We start from the raw sequence: 18165 nt of genomic DNA, 5'->3' as shown, positions 1-18165 counted from the left end.
TATTTAACTGCGCAAAATTTTATAGGATTATTTTTTGATAAATTTTAAAATTGATTGATTTTATGATCGTTACTTCTGAATCAATTTCTTTGCAAAATCCATTTCAGGATCTTCGCCATTTAAGTATTGATCGATTGTTGGCTCAATAGTATAATCCGGCAATACGCCGTGCCCGAAAGGAATTCCGTAGTTTTTATCTTCAACAACAAACTTACATAACGGAATTCTGCCAGTAATTTTTGAGTTTGGAAGTGTGAATTTCAAGAAGCTTCCGCTGGAATTTCCATAATATCCGCCGCCGGTTTCTTCACCAATAAATTTGGCATTTGTATTGTTTTTTGCCAATGCAGCAAATTCAGAACCGCCAGAAAATGTTAGTCCGCTAATTAAAATATAAACATCGCCTTTAAAATTATTTGCATTGGGTTTTTCTCCAATATAATGTCCATCACGATTTATAAATCTTCCATCATTAGACTGATAAAAATCTTCATTCAATTCTTTAACTAAAACATCTTTTTGATCCTTATAATCAGTATATTCTATAAACGAATAAGTAAATCCGGGAATCTCTACATAGTTGTATTTTTTGTATTCCTGATTTATCAAATAAGACAGAAGATGATCTTCCATTCCTTGTTCGCCGCCTTCATTTTTACGAACATCAAGAATTAAATGTTTGATTTTTTGTTCAGCAATACTATTGAAATTTTTAGCCAAAAAATCCTGAAATCCTTTTCTTTTATCTTTAAAATTTCCAAGATTAAAGGTATTGACTGTTAATGTCGCTGTACTCGTAGCGGCATCAATTGCAAAAGTAGCAGCTTCTTTATAACTATAATTCGGAATTGTCTCTACAATCTTGCTATACAACTTATTAAAGTCTTTATAATTATAGGTTGGAGTTTCATATACGACTTTTTGATTGCTTTTTGGATCAATTAATTCTAATGAAACTTCTTTTTTTAGTGCATAATAACGTGCATAATATCTTGAAAAAGCTTTTTCTATCCATCGATATTTACTTGTAACGTTAAAACCGTCAGCGGGTTCGATACTCAAAAAGTAATTTAAAATGGTATCAATATTTTCTCCGTTTATTTTAGCAATTTGCAAACCTTTGGTTTTATGGTTTTCTAAATCATTAATGAGATATACTTTTTTGTCGAGTATTTTTACACAAAAGGGCAGGTAAGTACCATTTTGTTTTAAGTAAACGTTTGTTTCGTCTGAAGGTTTAATATTGCAATGACCTTCTTTCGTAAAAGCAACAATTGGCGCAAGAATTCTATAAAATTCCAAAGCATTCATATTGTTTTTTATTTTGCTTTTTTGAACATTACAAATACTGTCAAATTGTGTTCTTGAATTGTACCAAAGTCCGATTCTGGTTTCGTAATAAGCATTTTTAAGAATATCAAAATCCTGTAGAAGTTCGGCAGTGTTTAATTTCTTTAAGTTTTTTGGAATTTCCTCAAATACTATTGAATATTTCCCTTCTTGTGAATTTGAATCTTCATTAAGTGGTTTTACAGTGATCGAAAACGCATCTGAATTTTCAGGAGAAAATACAATTTTTTCAGGGCCAAACATTCCATTTGGAGAATCGACTTCCTGAATTACTTTTCCGGTTTTATCTTTTAGTGAAACAATTAAATCGATGCCTTGCTGCGTGGCTACAATAGCGTAATAAGTATCTTTTTTGAAATTCAAACTGAAGTTTTGCTCTTCGTTTCTCTTTAAAATTAAACCATCCAGCTGATGATTTAATTTTAAAGGAATTGTTTTTTGTTGCGCTGAAACTGAAACGATAACGAACATAAAACCTATTAAAATATTTTTTCTCATCCTATTAAAATTAATTTAAAATAAACGTAAAAGTGTTTTTAAAAATCTATTGTATGATAGTATAGACTGATTATTTTAATTTTTGTTTCACTAATTTGAAATATCTTAATTAAACGAAATAAAATAAATAATCTTATTTTACCTGAACTTTCTTTCCGGTTTCTGCCGCTTTGTAAATCGCATTAATTATCCTGATATCTTTTAATCCTTCTTCGCCTGTGATATGATTGGGTAGTTTTTTATTTTCTACTAATACTTTACAAATTTCATCCAATTGTGTTTTCTGTTGATTTATTACAGGAAACTTTAATTCTTTTTCTGAAGTTTTCCCTTCAAACGGTCCGTAACTCAACGCAGGACTTAATTGAAAGAAACCTTCATCTGCCGTGGCATAAAATCTGTCTATATAAAAACCACAGGAAGTATTGCAATTCGCAACTGCACCACTTGGAAATTCCATTTGCCAGCTGATACTTTCTTCTGTTTCAGAAAATCTGTCTTTGTCATTTACAGTTCCAAATTGAGCCGTTACTGCAATTGGTTCTTCTCCCAAAACATAACGCGCACTTTGAATGCAATAAATTCCCAGATCCATCAATGGGCCGCCGCCGGATAATGCTTTGGTCAATCGCCATTCGCTGCGGTCTTTTTTATCAACTTTAACTTTACTTGTTGTATCGTAGGTTTTATATCCCAATGAAGCTTCGATAAAACGAACTTGCCCGAAAACTTTATTTTGTCCTAATCGTTTCAATTCTAAATGATAAGGTTCATAATGCAAACGATAACCAATTGCCAATTGCACATTTGCATCATTGCAGGTTTTTATCATTTCTTCGCAATCTTTTACAGAAACGGCCATTGGTTTTTCGGTTATAACATGTTTACCGGCTTTTGCTGCACGAATAACAAACTCTTTATGCAGGCCGTTTGGCACAACAACATAAACCAAATCTATGTTCTTGTTGTTTATAATTTCATCAAAATTTTGATAGTTATAGATGTTTTCGTTCGGGATATTATATTGCGCTTTCCATTTTTCAGCTTTTGATGGAGTTCCGGTTACAATTCCCGTAAGTGTACAATATTCAGATTTTTCAATTCCGTAAGCCAGCATCTCAGCATAATTTCCGAGTCCGCAAAGCGCAATATTTATCTTTTTCCCTTTATAAGATTCCTGATTCTCTGAAGGAACTAAAAAGGATGGAAGCGTTGTCATAACAACCGAAGCACCAACACCAATACCAAATTTATTTACAAACGAACGTCTTGAAATTTTTTGCATAAGATTTTACTTTTTAAATTAAACACCTAATTTATTAGTAAGCAATCTTTTAAAAATGTTACATGAACTTTGATTGTAATAATTTTACAAATGTAAATTATCTAAACTGTTTTGGTTTTAGTTGTTGGGCAGCAAGTTCTGCTATTTCATTAATTCGGTTTTGTCTGGTTTCAGGACGTTTAGCAAGAACAAGCCATTGTAAAATGCTCTTTTTAGCAGATTTACTCAAACTCAAAAAATACGCTTCAGAACCCGGTTTTGCTTCAAATCCTTTAGCAAGATCCTCCGGTACAAATAATTCTTCGGCAGCATCTAAAATTATCCAGGAACCGTTTTCTTTTGCTTTTTTAATGCATTCAAGACCTGCAGGCATCATTAATCCGTCATCGATTAATCGTTGTACTTTTTCTTTGTTAATTTTAGACCAAACGCTTTTTGGTTTTCGTTTGCCAAAAAACTGTATAAACCTGTCGTTATCGATCGTTTTTCGAACGCTGTCTATCCAGCCAAAACAAAGCGCTTCATCAACAGCATCGCTCCAGGTGATGGTGGGAATATTGGCCTTCTTTTTATAACAAACAAGCCAAACAGATTGTTTTGAGTTATGATTTTCATGCAACCATTCTCTCCAATCCGCTTGGCTTGTCGGACAAAAAGTTTCTATTTCATTTTGTTCCATTGTTTTATGTTTTATTTCATAGCAATTATGATCGTGTTTACAATCAAAATTCCCACTAAATGGTAACTTCCACTTATGATTCCGTAGAAAATTGGTTTTGGAATATTTGGATTAATCGCAATGTTTACGGTATTTGCCACTAAAAAACCGATACCAATAAATGCGGAAAACTCAAATCCATCTTTTAAAGAGGAAATATTTAAGGCGTAAACTAAAACGGCACTCGCAATTGTAATTACCAACGAGCATAAAGCGGGACCAACGATAAATATGAGCTTGTTTTCTAAAATTTCATTTTCACGACCCAGCGATTTTTTATACGATTTGCTAAAGAATAGTGTAAACCACAAAGCGCCAAGTAAAAAATAAGCCACAAAGGCAAGCAAAACACTAATCCAGTTTAAATTTGGTAATTGATTAATCATAAAATTAATTTTTAAAAGTTTATACCGCAAAGCTAAATGTGCCGTATGACAACAGTATGTCAGCAGTAAAAACGGGTCTTAATTTTATTTCGTTAATTCATATAAAATGTATTGTCCGTGATTCGAAAAAGCTTTTTCTTTTTCAGTAAAACCTTTACTTTCATAGAATTGTATTGCGTTGGTATTTTTTGCTAAACACTTTAATGTAATCGGAGAATTCATGACTTTGATCGCTTCATCTAAAAGTTTTGTTCCGATATTTTTGCCTTGATATTTTTCATCTATATATAAGTGATGAATAAAATTACCAGACATCCATAATGAAATAAATCCGGCAACTTCATCATTATAAACAGCAACCAGAATGAATTCGCCTTGTGTATCACGTTCAAAATCAGTTAAATTATATTCTTTAACATCTTCTAACCAATGAAATGTTTTCCGGCGAACTTCCAGATAAATCCTTTGCAAATCCGGAATATGATCTTTTCTTTTTTCAAATATTTGAAGCATCTTAATTTTGATATTTATTTTAAAGATAACAAATTGGATTATTTCAAAACATCGAAACATAGGTTAAAAAAATAATAATCTGCTTGATCTGTTAAATCTGCGAGCAAATTTCTCACGCAGATTTAGCAGATCAAGCAGATAAAATAAAGATTAACTTCTTTTTAGTTTCCGTCGGGCATTCGGTCAGCGTCGCTTTTTTTGCGATTAAAACGATAAATAACATTCAGGTTTATATATCGCCCTTGTGATTTAAATTCAGATTCTAAATAATACGAATCTGTGATTGTTTTTTCTTTCGTGATTTGAGAATTAAACAGGTTGTTTACATTTAGCGTTACAGACATTTTATCTCCTAAAAAATCCCGGCTTAAGCCTAAATTCGAATTGTATTGCGCTTCTCTAAGTGTTTGAACTCCCTGACTTTTTCCGCGATATCTAAAACTAAATTCTGCCGAAACAATTTTAGGAAATTTAAGCACTGAACGAAAATTCGAAAGCCATGTCTGATTTTCAGAATTATAAACCACATTTTCATAAGTTCCTTCTTGTTTGAATTTATAATAATTAAAATCGAGAGACAATCGCAGCCATTGTGTTGGGTTATAAGTTGCAGAAACTTCTGCACCGTAACGATCTTCTGTATCAAGATTTACCGGAGTGCTTACAAAATAATTTTCATTGGTGCGCTGAATTATATATTGAAAATAATTGGTCGTATGCTGATAATAAACCGAAGGATTGATGCTGAATTTTCCCGGTTTTGCCAAAACAGTAAACTCAAAAGAATTGGTAAACATTGGATCTAAATCCGGATTTCCAACAGTAAGATTTCTCAAATCCGAAAGTCCTGAAAATGGGTTCAATTGCCAGAATCTTGGTCGGTTGATACGTTTACTGTAGCTTAATTGTAAATCTGTTTTCTCCGTTAAATTATAAACAAAATGCAATGTTGGAAACAAGTTGATATAATTTTTTGAATTATTGAAGGTATTTTTAGCATCAGCAATTTTTATATCTGATAACTCAGATCGTAAACCTAATTGATAATTGAATTTTTTAATTTTTCCGGCAAACTGAAAATAAGCGCTGTACAGGTTTTCATCATATTTTAATTTATTGGTAAACTGTTCTTGTCTTACTTTGTCAAGAATTGTGTAATAATCGCTTCTTAAGGCTCTTAAATCACTTCTAATACCCATTTCTATTTTAGAATTTGCCGTAATTGGATTTACAAAATCTGATTTTATAAAAATATCATTGCTGCTTTCTATATCTCTCGAATACAAATTAGAAATTTCATCTTCAAGCGGATATATTTTTTGCTGATCAATGTATTGATTTTCATCATCATTCCAAAAATCATATTGCAGACTTGTTGTCCATTTTTTATCTTTTTTATCGAATGTTTTTACATAATTCAATTCTAAAGCATTGTAGTTTTGTGGTTCTTTGTAGTTTTCAGATCTTGAAATAATGCTGTCCGTTACTTTTGCTGCATTTGCATAATTGTAGTTAAAGTTTGTCTTGTAATTGTTGTGGTTTCTATTGAAATAATAGCTTCCTGTAAGCGTATTTTTATCGTTTATGTAATAATCGCCACCAACATAAATACTGTAAGTGTTATTATTTCTTTTCGTTTCATCGGATTGATTCAGGAATGTAGTTACACCATTATTGGTATTAATTTGAAATTGTTTTTCCGAAGCATAAATATCAAAATAACGATAACTAATATTCGAAAAAAGATTTATTTTCTCGGTTTTATAACTCACATTAGCATTTAGATTATGATTGGCAGGATTTCCAATACCCGCCTGAAGCGAACCGTTAAAACCTTGCATACTGTTCTTTTTCAAAATAATATTAATGATTCCTGCGCCGCCTTGCGCTTCATAAGCTGCAGAAGGATTGGTAATTACTTCAACTCTTTCAATATTGGCTGCAGAAATTTGTGATAATCCGTTATTTGCAGTCAACATCGAAGGTTTTCCGTTTATTAAAACCGTTACGCTGTTATTTCCCCTAAGACTGATAACGCCTGCAACATCAACATTTACAGATGGAACATTGTTTAGGATATCATTCGCAGATCCGCCGCGCGAAAGAATATCTTTTCCAACATTAAACACTTTTTTGTCAATTTTTAATTCAACTGCCGATTTTTCTGCAATTACATTTACTTCATTCAGTTCATTTATATTTTCTTCAAGAGAAATGTCTTTTACTAAATTACTTTCTAATTTTAGATTATTAATTATAAAGGTTTTATAAGACATAAACTCAACTGTTAGTTGATAATTTCCAGAGATGGTTTTCAACGTATAATTTCCGTCAGCATCTGATGAAACTTCTTTTTTTAGTTGAGAATTTGATACTGAAACCGACGCAAATGGTAATGGCTGTTTGGTTTTAGAATCTGTTATTTTTCCTTTGATTGTAAATTCTGTTGATTGTGCTGTGGCTGCAAATCCTGAAAGCAAAATCATTAATACTATAAACTGTTTCATTTTTGATTGGTTTTAAATTTTCATCAAAACTCCAGTTTAAATCCATTCAAAATTTACACACATGTCATAAGTACATTTTTCTACTATAAACAATCAAATATTGCTTATAAACCTTGTTTAGGCTCATTTTTTATTTATTGATAGTTGTTTTTTCCCTGTTTGTCGACAACCTTTTTGTATTTACAAATAAATACTAACTTTGGCTGTATATGACACCATTCGAAAAACTCTTAAACTTCTCTACGGCTCACAGACTGAGCGCGCACGCCATTTTTTGGACGTCTATTTTTATTATGTTCTTTAGTAAAAATACTTCCTCTAATCCAGAAGAATTACGGATTGATATATTGTATACGGTATATTATGAGGTATTTTCGATTGCAGGCGCTTATTTTTTGTCGTATAGAATTTTACCCCGTTTAATGGCGCCTCAAAAACACATGTGGGTTTGGGTAGAATTTATTATTGCCTCTTATTTTATTTCAATAATTGCCAGAATAGCAATGATTTATTGTTTAGAGCCTTTTGTACGTACACCGCCTTTTAATCAGGAACCTATTAGCGAAATCCTGACTGATTTACCAACTTTGTTTGGGTCTTATTTTTTGCATATTTTTTCGTTATCTATGTTTTTCGTTTTTATAAAAATGATAAAAGACCAATATCTGATTCAGAAAAAGGCATTATTACTTCAAAAACAAAAAGCCGAAACGGAATTGAAAATTTTAAAAGCGCAGTTAAATCCTCATTTTCTGTTTAATACGCTTAATAATATTTATTCGCTTTCTATTATAAATTCTCCAATTACATCAAAATCGATTGCGGTTTTATCTGAAATATTAGATTGTATTTTGTACCGATGCAGCAGTACTTATGTGCCAATTTCACAAGAGATAACGTTGCTTAACAATTATATTTCTCTTGAAAAATTACGCTATGACGATCGCCTGAGTGTGATTTTTAACCATTCTGTAGATCATAACGGATCTATTGCGCCTTTGATTTTACTTTCTTTGGTTGAAAATGCTTTTAAACATGGGGCAGGAGAGGATACAGGCAGTTCGCCAATTATTGAAATCGATCTAAAATTGCTGAATAATTCTTTTGAATTTGTAATTAGGAATACCATTAATGAAATTGATATTGAAGCTGAAAGTGGAAAAATTGGATTGAATAATATCATTCAGCAACTTGACAAAATTTATCCTGAAAATTATACTTTTAATGTTATTAAAACTGAAAAAGATTTTACGGCGCATTTAAAAATTAATCTTGCAACTGAATATAACTTAGCCTAACCCATGAAAATAAAGTGTTTATTAGTCGACGACGAGCCTTTAGCGATAAGTTTATTGCAAAATCATATTAGTAAATTAGACTATTTAGAAGTTGTTGGCACTTGCCCAAATGCTTTAAAAGCTGCTGAAGTACTTAGAACAACTGCAGTAGACCTTTTATTTTTGGATATTAAAATGCCTCAGATTACGGGAATTGATTTTTTAAAAACCTTAAAAAATCCGCCAGCCGTTATTTTTACAACTGCTTATCGTGAATATGCTTTAGAAAGTTATGAACTCGAAATTGTAGATTATCTCTTAAAACCCATTACTTTCGATCGTTTTTTTAAAGCAACTGATCGTTATTTAAGAATAAGCGGGCCAGTAAACAATAAGGTTATTACGCCTGCGCAGGAAGATTTTATCTATATTAAAAATGGCCCGAAATTTAATAAAATAAATATTGATTCCGTTTTATATATAGAAAGCGTAAAAGATTATATTGTTGTACATCAAAAAGATGACGTTAAACTTACGGCCAAATATAAAATAAGTGATATTGAAATAGAATTGCAGGATAAAAGTTTTCTTAGAATTCATCGCTCGTTTATTATCAACTTAAAAAACATTACCGCATTTACGGCTTATGATGTCGAAATTGGAAAAATCGAAATTCCTATTGGCGCCAGTTATAAAGAGTACGTTTTTAAGATGTTGAAGCATTCATAGAAAAGTTAATGTCAAAAAAAAAAGCTTTGTCAAAGTTTAAAACTCTGACAAAGCTTTTTTATGGATTGTGTCATTTCGATACAAAATGAGACTTTTGATTTAGTCGTGATTATATTTTTTTGAGTGTTAATTTCATTTCTTTACTATCAAGTACAAGCTCATCTTCTGTTATCGTACTTTCGCAAGGATATGGCGTTCCGGTTTCATCTTTAATTACTAAACTTTTTCCTCCTTTTGTTAAGGCGTATGTTCCATTATTTATTTCGCTCTGCAAATATCCAGTTACATGTCCGTCTTTTGTAAACGTTAGTGTTCCGTTGGTTAAAATTACATTTTTTGCAGAATCTGAAAGTGGAATTTTTGCTTCGACGGCGGTAACCTTCCAGGAATTTACCAATTTTCCTCGTTTTTGGCATGAAACAATTAATACAAACAAAAATGCAATTCCAAAGATAAATAATTTAGATTTTTTCATGGTTTTTTGATTAAGGTTAGACCACAGAAATTTACAAAATTATTTTTAATTAAAAATCTAAAAATCAAATATATAGAAGAAAAAAGTTATAAATTAAAGCAACAGTCCAATAAAACAGCACTATTCAGGGTTAAAAATGAAACCTCAGATCCTTAGCAACTTAGCACCTCAGAACCTTAGTTAAGCGTTAAAGCTCCCAAAATCTCCTCATACATAAACGGGCCGCCGGGATATTTGGCCGTATAATCTAGATTTAGCCAAACCTGACCGCGTTCATCAATATGATAATGCAGTTTTTGTTTGTAACTTTCTTTTACAAAAAGCACATTCTTAATCAAATAATTAACCTTTTCTAAGTCGATTAAAGAACCAATTAGTATTTCCGGATAAATATGACCTTTGGTATGAATAAGTCGTGGAGTTCCTCCGATAGATCGAATTGCAGCGGCCATTAAAATAGAATGATCGTCGCAATCGCCGGAAAAATATTCTAACGATTCACTGGCAGTAGCAATATAATCGCCTTCTTTCGGATCATTGACATAATTCCAACGGCTGTTGATTTCTTTAAAAACAGCAAAACATTGTATTGTAGTTCTATAATCAGAATAGCCTTTTATGCCTTTAAAATGCTTTGTTGTGGCCATAATAGCAAAATTCCGAACTTTTGGATTCTGATATTCTATAGCACTAAGAATTAATGATTTATTTGGAAACGGAAGCAATTTTGCCACAATAATATCCTGAGGATACGGATTGTCTGACATGGTATAAATCATCGAATTGTAATCTTCAGAAATCTCATTGAAACCATAATTTCCAATAACAGATCCGTAAACCAAAACCAATAAGTAAACCGCAATACAAACAATAATAATAGTTCGCAAATACATTAAAAGGAAAAAAATGGCCGTAAAAACAAAGATGAAAATAAATACACGATCTAAATTAAAAGGCCATTCTAAGTCTATTAAATTTTGATGCAGAATGATAAATACCGGAATTGTTATCAAAAGACTTAACAGCGAAATAATAATCCTGTCCCAGGGTGATTTCACCTGTAATCTGGATTTTAATTGCGGAAAGTCAATTTTAGGAATTTTTATCATAAGAATCAAAAAGCAGAATTTACAGTGCTTTTACCGTTTCTACAAAAGTACTTTTTTTATCAATAATTCCGAGATCAAATAATTGATTTTGAATTTTATCGAATGCTTTTTCGTTTAAATGTTTTTGTGACCATTGCGTTAATTTCAGCCATTCCTGAATATCTTCAAGTTTCTGATTAAAAAGCTCTGCTAATGTTTTATCAATATCCGGAATCTGGGCAAAATCGTGTGTTGTTTTATTGATTACTTCCAGGATTTTTTCGATTGTTTTTGGATTCTTTTTCAAAAATTCGTCACGAACCGTAATTACAAACGATGGCCACGGAGTAGGACAGTCGCCAACTCTTCTAAAAATTCCCTGATCTACAAGAGGTTTGGTCATAAAATGCTCCCACATAAAATAATCCGCAGTTCCGTTGGTTAATGCTTCAACAGCACCGTCGATTGTGTTTACGATTTCAAATTCTAAATCATCAGTTTTCCAGCCTTGCTCATTGGCATTTACATAAGCCATTAGTTCAGATCCGGAACCTCGTCTTGAAATAGCAACTTTTTTGTTTTGGAGATCTTTTATAGTTTGAAAATCAGATTTTGCAGCCACATGAATTCCCCAGATTAAAGGAGATTGCACATAAATCTGAACAATTTTACTTGGATTTCCCGCAATAATATCTTTTACAATTCCTTCCGTCAGAATAACAGCAATATCAGCTTCTCCGTCACGAAGCATCTGACACATTTTTCCTGTTCCTTCCGGAATATTTTTCCATTGTAAATCAATGTTTTCAGCTTCAAATTCGCCATTTTCGATCGATATACGCCATGGCAAATTGAAGTGTTCGGGAACACCAACAATTTTTACAGTTTTCATTAGGTTTAAGTTTAAGTTTGTTTGGTATGCGTAATATAAGTTTGTTTGTTGTTTATATTTTTAATTTTTTAATCTGTTGGGTATAATTATTTTAACACATAGAAACATAGAATTATTGGACTCAATAAAGGCGTTTCACTTGCATTAATTCATCCCGATGCTTCGGGACTATGTGTGAGAAACGAGTTTCTTTTTGATTTACTTTTTTCAAAAACATAAAATCTATATTTCTATGTGTTTAATTATATTTTTTATGCATTTACTCATGGGCTTAATTTTTTAATAAATCAGCTCTGTGTTTTTCTGAAAGGCAAGGTTCTGCAAATTCGATTACAGAAATTGATTCATATTCAAGCAAAATACTTTTTACAATCGAATAATCGATCTCTCTTACGACTTCAACAGCAAATAAAGTATCATTTAATCCTTCTGAGAGACAGTTAATTTCTTTCAGTTTTTCTCTGATTATTTCTTTGTCAAAGCCTTTTTCTAAAATTACAACCTGAAGAATTGAATTTCCGAAACTTTCTATTGTTTTTCTATAAACCAGAGTTTGTTCTGTTTCGTCATATTCTGCAAAGAAAATATCGTCTGTTGCGATTAAAGGCCCAAAAAATGGAATATTATCTAGTTTGAAATATCCTTTTTCTAAGTCGATAATTTCTCCCCACATCGTTTCTACAACCGTATCTTCTAATAAATCACTATAATATCTAAATAGGATTTTTTTGTGTGTTTCTGCCATTATTCAATCTCGCTTATTACTGCTTTTAATGGTGATACAACAATTCGATAACCGTCAGGATCCTGGAACATTTTCCCGTTTTCATTCCAAAAAGGATTAATTGCAGTTATAGTTGAAATGTTGTTTCGTAAAAGTTTATTTATTAATTCATTATAATCTAAAATTGTTTTGGGATAAAGCACAATAACATCATCTTCATCAAACGTATGATTTGCTTTTGCCTCAGATTGCGTAAATTCAAAATGCCAGTCTAAACCTGATTTTCCAATAAAAACGCCATCATAATTGTTATGATTTTGAAAACCTCCCAAACGTTCAAAACCTAAAATATCGACATAGAAATTTTCTATTTTCTCTAAATTATTGGTATGTCTTGCCACTCTTAAAAACATAATTCAGGATTTTATTTGATTGATATGATGTTCTAAATGTTCTACATAATCAATCATCAGAAATCTTAAATCCATTACAGACTGATCACTCAAAAGAATTTTATAATCTAAAGCTTCTTTATCAACAGATTTCATGATTCTGACAATTTGTTTATTTATTGAAAACCACAACGTTGTCAATTCAGTAATATCCATCTTTTGATATTCATTCAAATTTACTAAATCTATTTGGTTGTATGGCCTGTGTTGATAAGGCTTTTCTACATAATTTATTTCTGTAAAACGAACCAAATTATGAATCGCTGAATCTATTAAATGTCCCAGGATTTCTTTTTTTGACCATTTTCCCGGAACTTTAGCTTCTAAAACTTCATTTTTTAACGTTGAAAAATAATTGACATTGTCATTTAGTAATTTCTCAAATTTAAAAATTGCGTTTTGCATTATTTAGTGCTTGAAAGTTTATTCAATGTATAAGTAATCAATTCATCAACCGCTTTATACGGATCTTCACTAAAAGTTCCCGAAGCACGATTGGCAATAATAGCATTCAATGACAACGCATTATGTCCTAAAAGCGCAGAAAGTCCGTAAATAGCGGCCGTTTCCATTTCTAAGTTAGTAATTCTTTCGCCATTAAAATTAAAATTATCCATTTTATTGTTTAATTCCTGATCCTGAATATTCAAACGTAAAACACGCCCTTGCGGACCGTAAAATCCTCCTGCAGTTGCTGTAATTCCTTTAAATATTTTATCAGATTCAATAATTTTTTCTAATTTCTCTGAACACGGAATTGCGTAAGGTCTTCCTTTTCGAATATCCCAATTCGTGTGCACGATAAAAGCATCTTCAAGAGCATCTTGCGAAACTTCATCAATTAAATAGGAACGAAGCATATTGTCTAATCCTAAACCAAATTTAGACATTACAAAACTATCCACGGGAATATCAGCCTGCAAAGAACCCGAAGTTCCAATTCTGATGATATTCAAGGAAGTAAGGTTTTCTTTTGGCAAACGGGTTTTTAAATCAATATTTACCAACGCATCCAATTCATTTAAAACAATATCAATATTATCAGGTCCAATTCCGGTTGACATAACTGAAATACGTTTTCCTTTATAAATTCCGGTTTGGGTTTTAAATTCTCTCTTTTGAGTAGAAAATTCAATTGAATCAAAAAACTGAGTGATTTTTTCTACTCTGTTTTGGTCTCCAACAAAAATTATATCGTTGGCAATATGTTCAGGAAGAAGATTTAAGTGATAAACACTTCCGTCTGGGTTAAGTATTAATTCTGAGTTTTGTATCATTTTTTTTTAAGGTACTAAGGTTCTGAGGTGCTAAGGTTCTAAGGTTTTTGTAGAAGCTTGTGGCGCTTCTTTTTAAGGTCTGCAAACAACTTGAAACATGAAACCTTAAACAGGAAACTTTTTTATCCGCCGACTCTTTTTGTTTTAAATCCTTTTTCTTTTAAAATAGCCATAATTTTATCGCGATAATCACCCTGAATGATGATTGAATCGTCTTTAAAAGTTCCGCCAACGCTTAATTTGGTTTTAATTTCTTTAGCAAGAATTTTAAAATCTTCATCGCTTCCTTCGTAACCTTCGATTATAGTTGTCGCTTTTCCTTTTCGTTTTTCGAATTTGCAAATCATCGGCTCTTTTTGAACATAAAGTACATGTTCCTGTTCCTGAACTTCTTCAGGCTCATTTGATTCGACATGATCCGGAAACAAATTTTTTAATTGATCTTGTAAGTCCATATTTTTTTTATTCTAAAACATAAATCCTAACCGTTAAGGCTTTTAAAAATTAAATTCCAAATTCCAATGTAAGTTTGGAATTTGGAATTTTAAATTTAGAATTTATTTAAGTTCTTATTTTTTTATTAAACCTAAATCTACCAAACGTTCGTATAAATAATCGCCCGCAGTAATATCTTCAAATTTCTTAGGGTTTTCAGCATCAATACAATTTTCTAAACAATCCAGGCGCATATCGCTTACAGGATGCATAAAAAACGGAACTGAATAACGAGAAGTTCCCCATAATTCTCTTGGAGGATTTACAACCTGATGAATTGTCGATTTTAGTTTGTTATTGGTATGTCTTGACAACATATCGCCCACATTAATCACTAATTCATCATCTGCGGCAATAGCATCAATCCATTCTCCATCATGATTTTGAACTTGTAATCCTTTACCTTGCGCGCCCATCAAAAGCGTGATAAGGTTAATATCTCCGTGAGCCGCTGCACGAATGGCATTTTCTGGCTCAGAAGTAATTGGCGGATAATGAATTGGTCTTAAAATTGAGTTTCCGTCTTTTGCATATTCATCAAAATAAAACTCATCTAAACCTAAATGCAAAGCCAAAGCTCTTAACACATAAACACCTGTTTTTTCAAGCATTTGATACGCTTCTTTACCAACAGCATTAAAATGTGGCAACTCTTTTACTTCAACATTTTCAGGGTATTCTGAAGCGTATTTTGAATCTTTGTCAACATACTGCCCAAAATGCCAAAACTCTTTTAAATCTCCCTCTTTACGTCCTTTAGCATGTTCTTTTCCAAAAGAAACATAACCTCTTTGACCGCCAATTCCGGGAATTTCATAATTATGCTTAGTTTCTACTGGCAAAGCGAAAAATTTTCGAATTTCGCTATAAAGTTCGTCTACCAACTGATCATCAAGAAAATGACCTTTTAGGGCTACGAAGCCAATGTTTTCAAATGCACTGCCGATTTCATTTACAAATTTTTGTTTACGTTCCGGGTCGCCCGAAAGGAAATCACGTAAGTCTACACTAGGAATGTTTTGCATACTTTACATTTTTTGTTTTAAAAGAAGAATTTTAAATCCTTATAATAACAAAGGTAGATAATATTTTAGTTTTGAATTTTAAATTTTACCATAAAATTTACTTTTTAATGCACTTTTTAAGCTAATTTATGGAGCGTAATTTTTAATTATTGTGAAATTTACACCTATTATTTTGTAAATAAATTAGTATAAATTTTAATTTCAGATAAAAATATACTGCTATCTTTGACCTCGGTTTTATTAAAATAAAAAAGGTAAGATTATTTTTTTATTTTTATTATAACTAACAATAACGATTTAAAATTATTTAACAAATAATGTTAAAATTGTTATATTTTTATATATTTGAAAACAATAAATCAAAACTAAAATGATCTTTTACAGACAAGACCTAACCAATAATGAATTACTAGACCTTTATAAGAAAATCTTAAAACCTCGTTTGATCGAAGAAAAGATGCTTATTCTTATTCGGCAGGGTAAAGTTTCAAAATGGTTTTCGGGAATAGGACAGGAAGCGATTGCTGTTGGTATTACTGCCGCTTTAGAAGAATCTGAATATGTATTGCCAATGCATAGAAATCTTGGTGTTTTTACAACAAGAAATATTCCTTTGCACCGCCTTTTTTCGCAATGGCAGGGAAAAGCAAATGGTTTTACAAAAGGCAGGGATCGTAGTTTTCATTTTGGAACCCAGGAATATAATATTGTTGGAATGATTTCGCATCTGGGACCACAATTGGGAATCGCAGACGGAATTGCTTTAGCTGATAAACTTCAAAAAAATAAAAAAGTAACAGCTGTTTTTACCGGAGAAGGCGCTACAAGTGAAGGAGATTTTCATGAAGCGCTTAATATTGCTGCAGTTTGGAAATTGCCTGTAATGTTTGTTATTGAAAATAATGGCTACGGACTTTCCACGCCAACAAACGAACAATATTTATGCGAAAACCTTGCTGATAAAGGGGTTGGATACGGCATTGACAGTTATATTATTGATGGAAATAATATTCTTGAAGTCTATCATAAAATAAAACAGTTAAAAGCCCACATGCAGGAAGATCCACGTCCTGTTTTATTAGAATTTAAAACATTCAGGATGCGTGGCCATGAAGAGGCAAGTGGTATTAAATATGTACCGGAAGATACAATGAAAACCTGGGCTACAAAAGATCCTGTTGATAATTACAGAATGTTTTTGCTCGATCAGGGAATCCTTTCAGAAGAAGATGATGCTATTTTAAGAGCCGAAATCAAACAGGAAATAGACGAAAATTTGGCTATTGCCAATGATGAGCAAGAAATTGTTCCTACTTATAGTGGAGAATTAGACGACGTATACAAACCTTTTCAATATGAGCAAATTATTCCTTCGGCAGATATTAAAAATATCCGTTTTATAGATGCCATTAAAACTAGTTTAGAGCAATCTATGCAACTTCACAGGAATCTTGTTATTATGGGACAGGATATTGCAGAATATGGAGGCGCTTTTAAAATTACAGAAGGTTTTGTAGAAGTTTTTGGAAAAGATCGTGTTCGTAATACACCAATTTGCGAAAGTGCAGTGGTTTCAACCGCAATGGGATTATCGATTAATGGTTACAAAGCCATTGTCGAAATGCAATTTGCTGATTTTGTTTCTACAGGATTTAATCCGATTGTAAATTTATTAGCCAAATCACATTATCGTTGGGGAGAGAAAGCGGATGTTGTGGTTCGAATGCCTTGCGGAGGCGGAACTCAGGCTGGACCTTTTCATTCACAAACAAATGAAGCGTGGTTTACCAAAACGCCAGGTTTAAAAGTAGTTTACCCGGCATTTCCTTATGATGCCAAAGGATTATTAAATACCTCAATCAACGATCCGAATCCTGTATTGTTTTTTGAACACAAACAATTGTACAGAAGTGTTTATCAAGATGTACCAACAGATTATTATACGATTCCGTTAGGAAAAGCTGCTTTAATAAAAGAAGGAAATGCAGTTACGATTATTTCTTTTGGAGCTCCGGTTCATTGGGCTTTGGAAACTTTAGCTGAAAATCCGGAAATAGAAGCAGACTTAATAGATTTAAGAACTTTACAGCCTTTAGATACGGAAACGATTTTTGCTTCGGTTAAAAAAACAGGGAAAGTTATTATTTATCAGGAAGATACTTTGTTTGGCGGTATTGCAAGTGATATTTCGGCTTTAATTATGGAAGAATGTTTTGAATATCTTGATGCTCCGGTAAAAAGAGTAGCCAGTTTAGATTCTCCAATTCCGTTTACAAAAGCGCTGGAAGATCAGTTTTTACCAAAAAATCGTTTTGAGCAGGTTTTAAAAGAATTACTAGCTTATTAATTTGATTTTAAACACATAAGAAATATAGTTTTGATAATGCTAAAAGGCGTTTGACTTAAAATAAATCGCGTAGCAATTAGAAAATACGGACTTAAAGATTTTTAATTTTTAGGTCCGTTTTTTTATT

At 31.9% G+C, this 18165-nt stretch carries 18 protein-coding genes; 3 read left to right on the top strand and 15 right to left on the bottom strand.

Annotation, left to right across the window (positions count from 1 at the left end):
• Window positions 1-69 precede the first annotated feature (69 nt).
• The 6 genes from GKZ86_RS06575 to GKZ86_RS06550 all read right to left on the bottom strand — a co-directional run bounded on the left by GKZ86_RS06575 (window position 70) and on the right by GKZ86_RS06550 (window position 7257).
• The gene (locus GKZ86_RS06575; protein ID WP_154782302.1) at window positions 70-1848 is read right to left on the bottom strand and encodes a S41 family peptidase; all 1779 of its coding nucleotides are present in this window, start codon (window positions 1846-1848) and stop codon (window positions 70-72) included.
• Between the two features lie 133 nt (window positions 1849-1981).
• Window positions 1982-3133 carry a Gfo/Idh/MocA family protein gene (locus GKZ86_RS06570; RefSeq protein WP_154782301.1) on the bottom strand — a complete coding sequence of 384 codons (1152 nt, stop codon included), beginning with the start codon at window positions 3131-3133 and terminating at the stop codon, window positions 1982-1984.
• A 97-nt stretch (window positions 3134-3230) separates the two neighbouring features.
• A complete protein-coding gene (locus GKZ86_RS06565; protein WP_154782300.1) occupies window positions 3231-3812 on the bottom strand; it encodes a YdeI family protein in 582 nt (193 codons plus the stop codon).
• 11 nt (window positions 3813-3823) lie between these two features.
• Window positions 3824-4237, bottom strand: a complete 414-nt coding sequence (locus tag GKZ86_RS06560; protein WP_154782299.1) for a DUF1761 domain-containing protein — start codon at window positions 4235-4237, stop codon at window positions 3824-3826.
• A gap of 84 nt (window positions 4238-4321) precedes the next feature.
• Window positions 4322-4750, bottom strand: a complete 429-nt coding sequence (locus GKZ86_RS06555; RefSeq protein ID WP_154782298.1) for a GNAT family N-acetyltransferase — start codon at window positions 4748-4750, stop codon at window positions 4322-4324.
• 161 nt (window positions 4751-4911) lie between these two features.
• Entirely contained in the window at window positions 4912-7257 is a 2346-nt protein-coding gene (locus tag GKZ86_RS06550) for a TonB-dependent receptor domain-containing protein (protein ID WP_154782297.1), read from the bottom strand.
• Window positions 7258-7466: 209 nt separating this feature from the next.
• Between GKZ86_RS06550 and GKZ86_RS06545 the strand changes: the two genes are divergently transcribed.
• Both GKZ86_RS06545 and GKZ86_RS06540 read left to right on the top strand, forming a co-directional pair.
• Complete coding sequence (locus GKZ86_RS06545; protein ID WP_154782296.1) at window positions 7467-8555, top strand: sensor histidine kinase; 1089 nt, start codon at window positions 7467-7469, stop codon at window positions 8553-8555.
• Window positions 8556-8558: 3 nt separating this feature from the next.
• Complete coding sequence (locus GKZ86_RS06540; protein WP_154782295.1) at window positions 8559-9263, top strand: LytTR family DNA-binding domain-containing protein; 705 nt, start codon at window positions 8559-8561, stop codon at window positions 9261-9263.
• Between the two features lie 109 nt (window positions 9264-9372).
• On the opposite strand, the gene GKZ86_RS06535 is transcribed toward GKZ86_RS06540, so the two are convergent.
• The 9 genes from GKZ86_RS06535 to GKZ86_RS06495 form a co-directional block, all read right to left on the bottom strand.
• Window positions 9373-9738: a hypothetical protein gene (locus GKZ86_RS06535; RefSeq protein WP_154782294.1), complete on the bottom strand. Its 366-nt coding sequence runs from the start codon at window positions 9736-9738 to the stop codon at window positions 9373-9375.
• Window positions 9739-9914: 176 nt separating this feature from the next.
• Window positions 9915-10847, bottom strand: a complete 933-nt coding sequence (locus tag GKZ86_RS06530) for a transglutaminase (protein WP_154782293.1) — start codon at window positions 10845-10847, stop codon at window positions 9915-9917.
• Between the two features lie 19 nt (window positions 10848-10866).
• Window positions 10867-11718, bottom strand: coding sequence for a substrate-binding domain-containing protein (locus GKZ86_RS06525; protein WP_154782292.1), 852 nt, complete (start codon window positions 11716-11718; stop codon window positions 10867-10869).
• A gap of 271 nt (window positions 11719-11989) precedes the next feature.
• Complete coding sequence (locus tag GKZ86_RS06520; RefSeq protein ID WP_154782291.1) at window positions 11990-12463, bottom strand: DUF4265 domain-containing protein; 474 nt, start codon at window positions 12461-12463, stop codon at window positions 11990-11992.
• Window positions 12463-12855 carry a VOC family protein gene (locus GKZ86_RS06515; protein WP_154782290.1) on the bottom strand — a complete coding sequence of 131 codons (393 nt, stop codon included), beginning with the start codon at window positions 12853-12855 and terminating at the stop codon, window positions 12463-12465. Before GKZ86_RS06515 ends, GKZ86_RS06520 begins: the two co-directional genes overlap by 1 nt.
• Before the next feature lie 3 nt (window positions 12856-12858).
• Window positions 12859-13299 carry a DinB family protein gene (locus tag GKZ86_RS06510; protein WP_154782289.1) on the bottom strand — a complete coding sequence of 147 codons (441 nt, stop codon included), beginning with the start codon at window positions 13297-13299 and terminating at the stop codon, window positions 12859-12861.
• A complete protein-coding gene (locus tag GKZ86_RS06505) occupies window positions 13299-14171 on the bottom strand; it encodes a nucleoside phosphorylase (RefSeq protein WP_154782288.1) in 873 nt (290 codons plus the stop codon). Before GKZ86_RS06505 ends, GKZ86_RS06510 begins: the two co-directional genes overlap by 1 nt.
• Before the next feature lie 122 nt (window positions 14172-14293).
• Entirely contained in the window at window positions 14294-14626 is a 333-nt protein-coding gene (locus GKZ86_RS06500; RefSeq protein WP_154782287.1) for a translation initiation factor, read from the bottom strand.
• Between the two features lie 114 nt (window positions 14627-14740).
• Window positions 14741-15691, bottom strand: coding sequence for an isopenicillin N synthase family oxygenase (locus tag GKZ86_RS06495; RefSeq protein ID WP_154782286.1), 951 nt, complete (start codon window positions 15689-15691; stop codon window positions 14741-14743).
• Window positions 15692-16061: 370 nt separating this feature from the next.
• Between GKZ86_RS06495 and GKZ86_RS06490 the strand changes: the two genes are divergently transcribed.
• Window positions 16062-18038, top strand: a complete 1977-nt coding sequence (locus tag GKZ86_RS06490) for a thiamine pyrophosphate-dependent enzyme (protein ID WP_154782285.1) — start codon at window positions 16062-16064, stop codon at window positions 18036-18038.
• The last annotated feature ends 127 nt before the right edge of the window (window positions 18039-18165 follow it).

The organism is Flavobacterium sp. LC2016-13 (assembly GCF_009707955.1).
Lineage (GTDB): Bacteria > Bacteroidota > Bacteroidia > Flavobacteriales > Flavobacteriaceae > Flavobacterium.
This window is presented reverse-complemented; position numbering and strand designations above follow the sequence as displayed.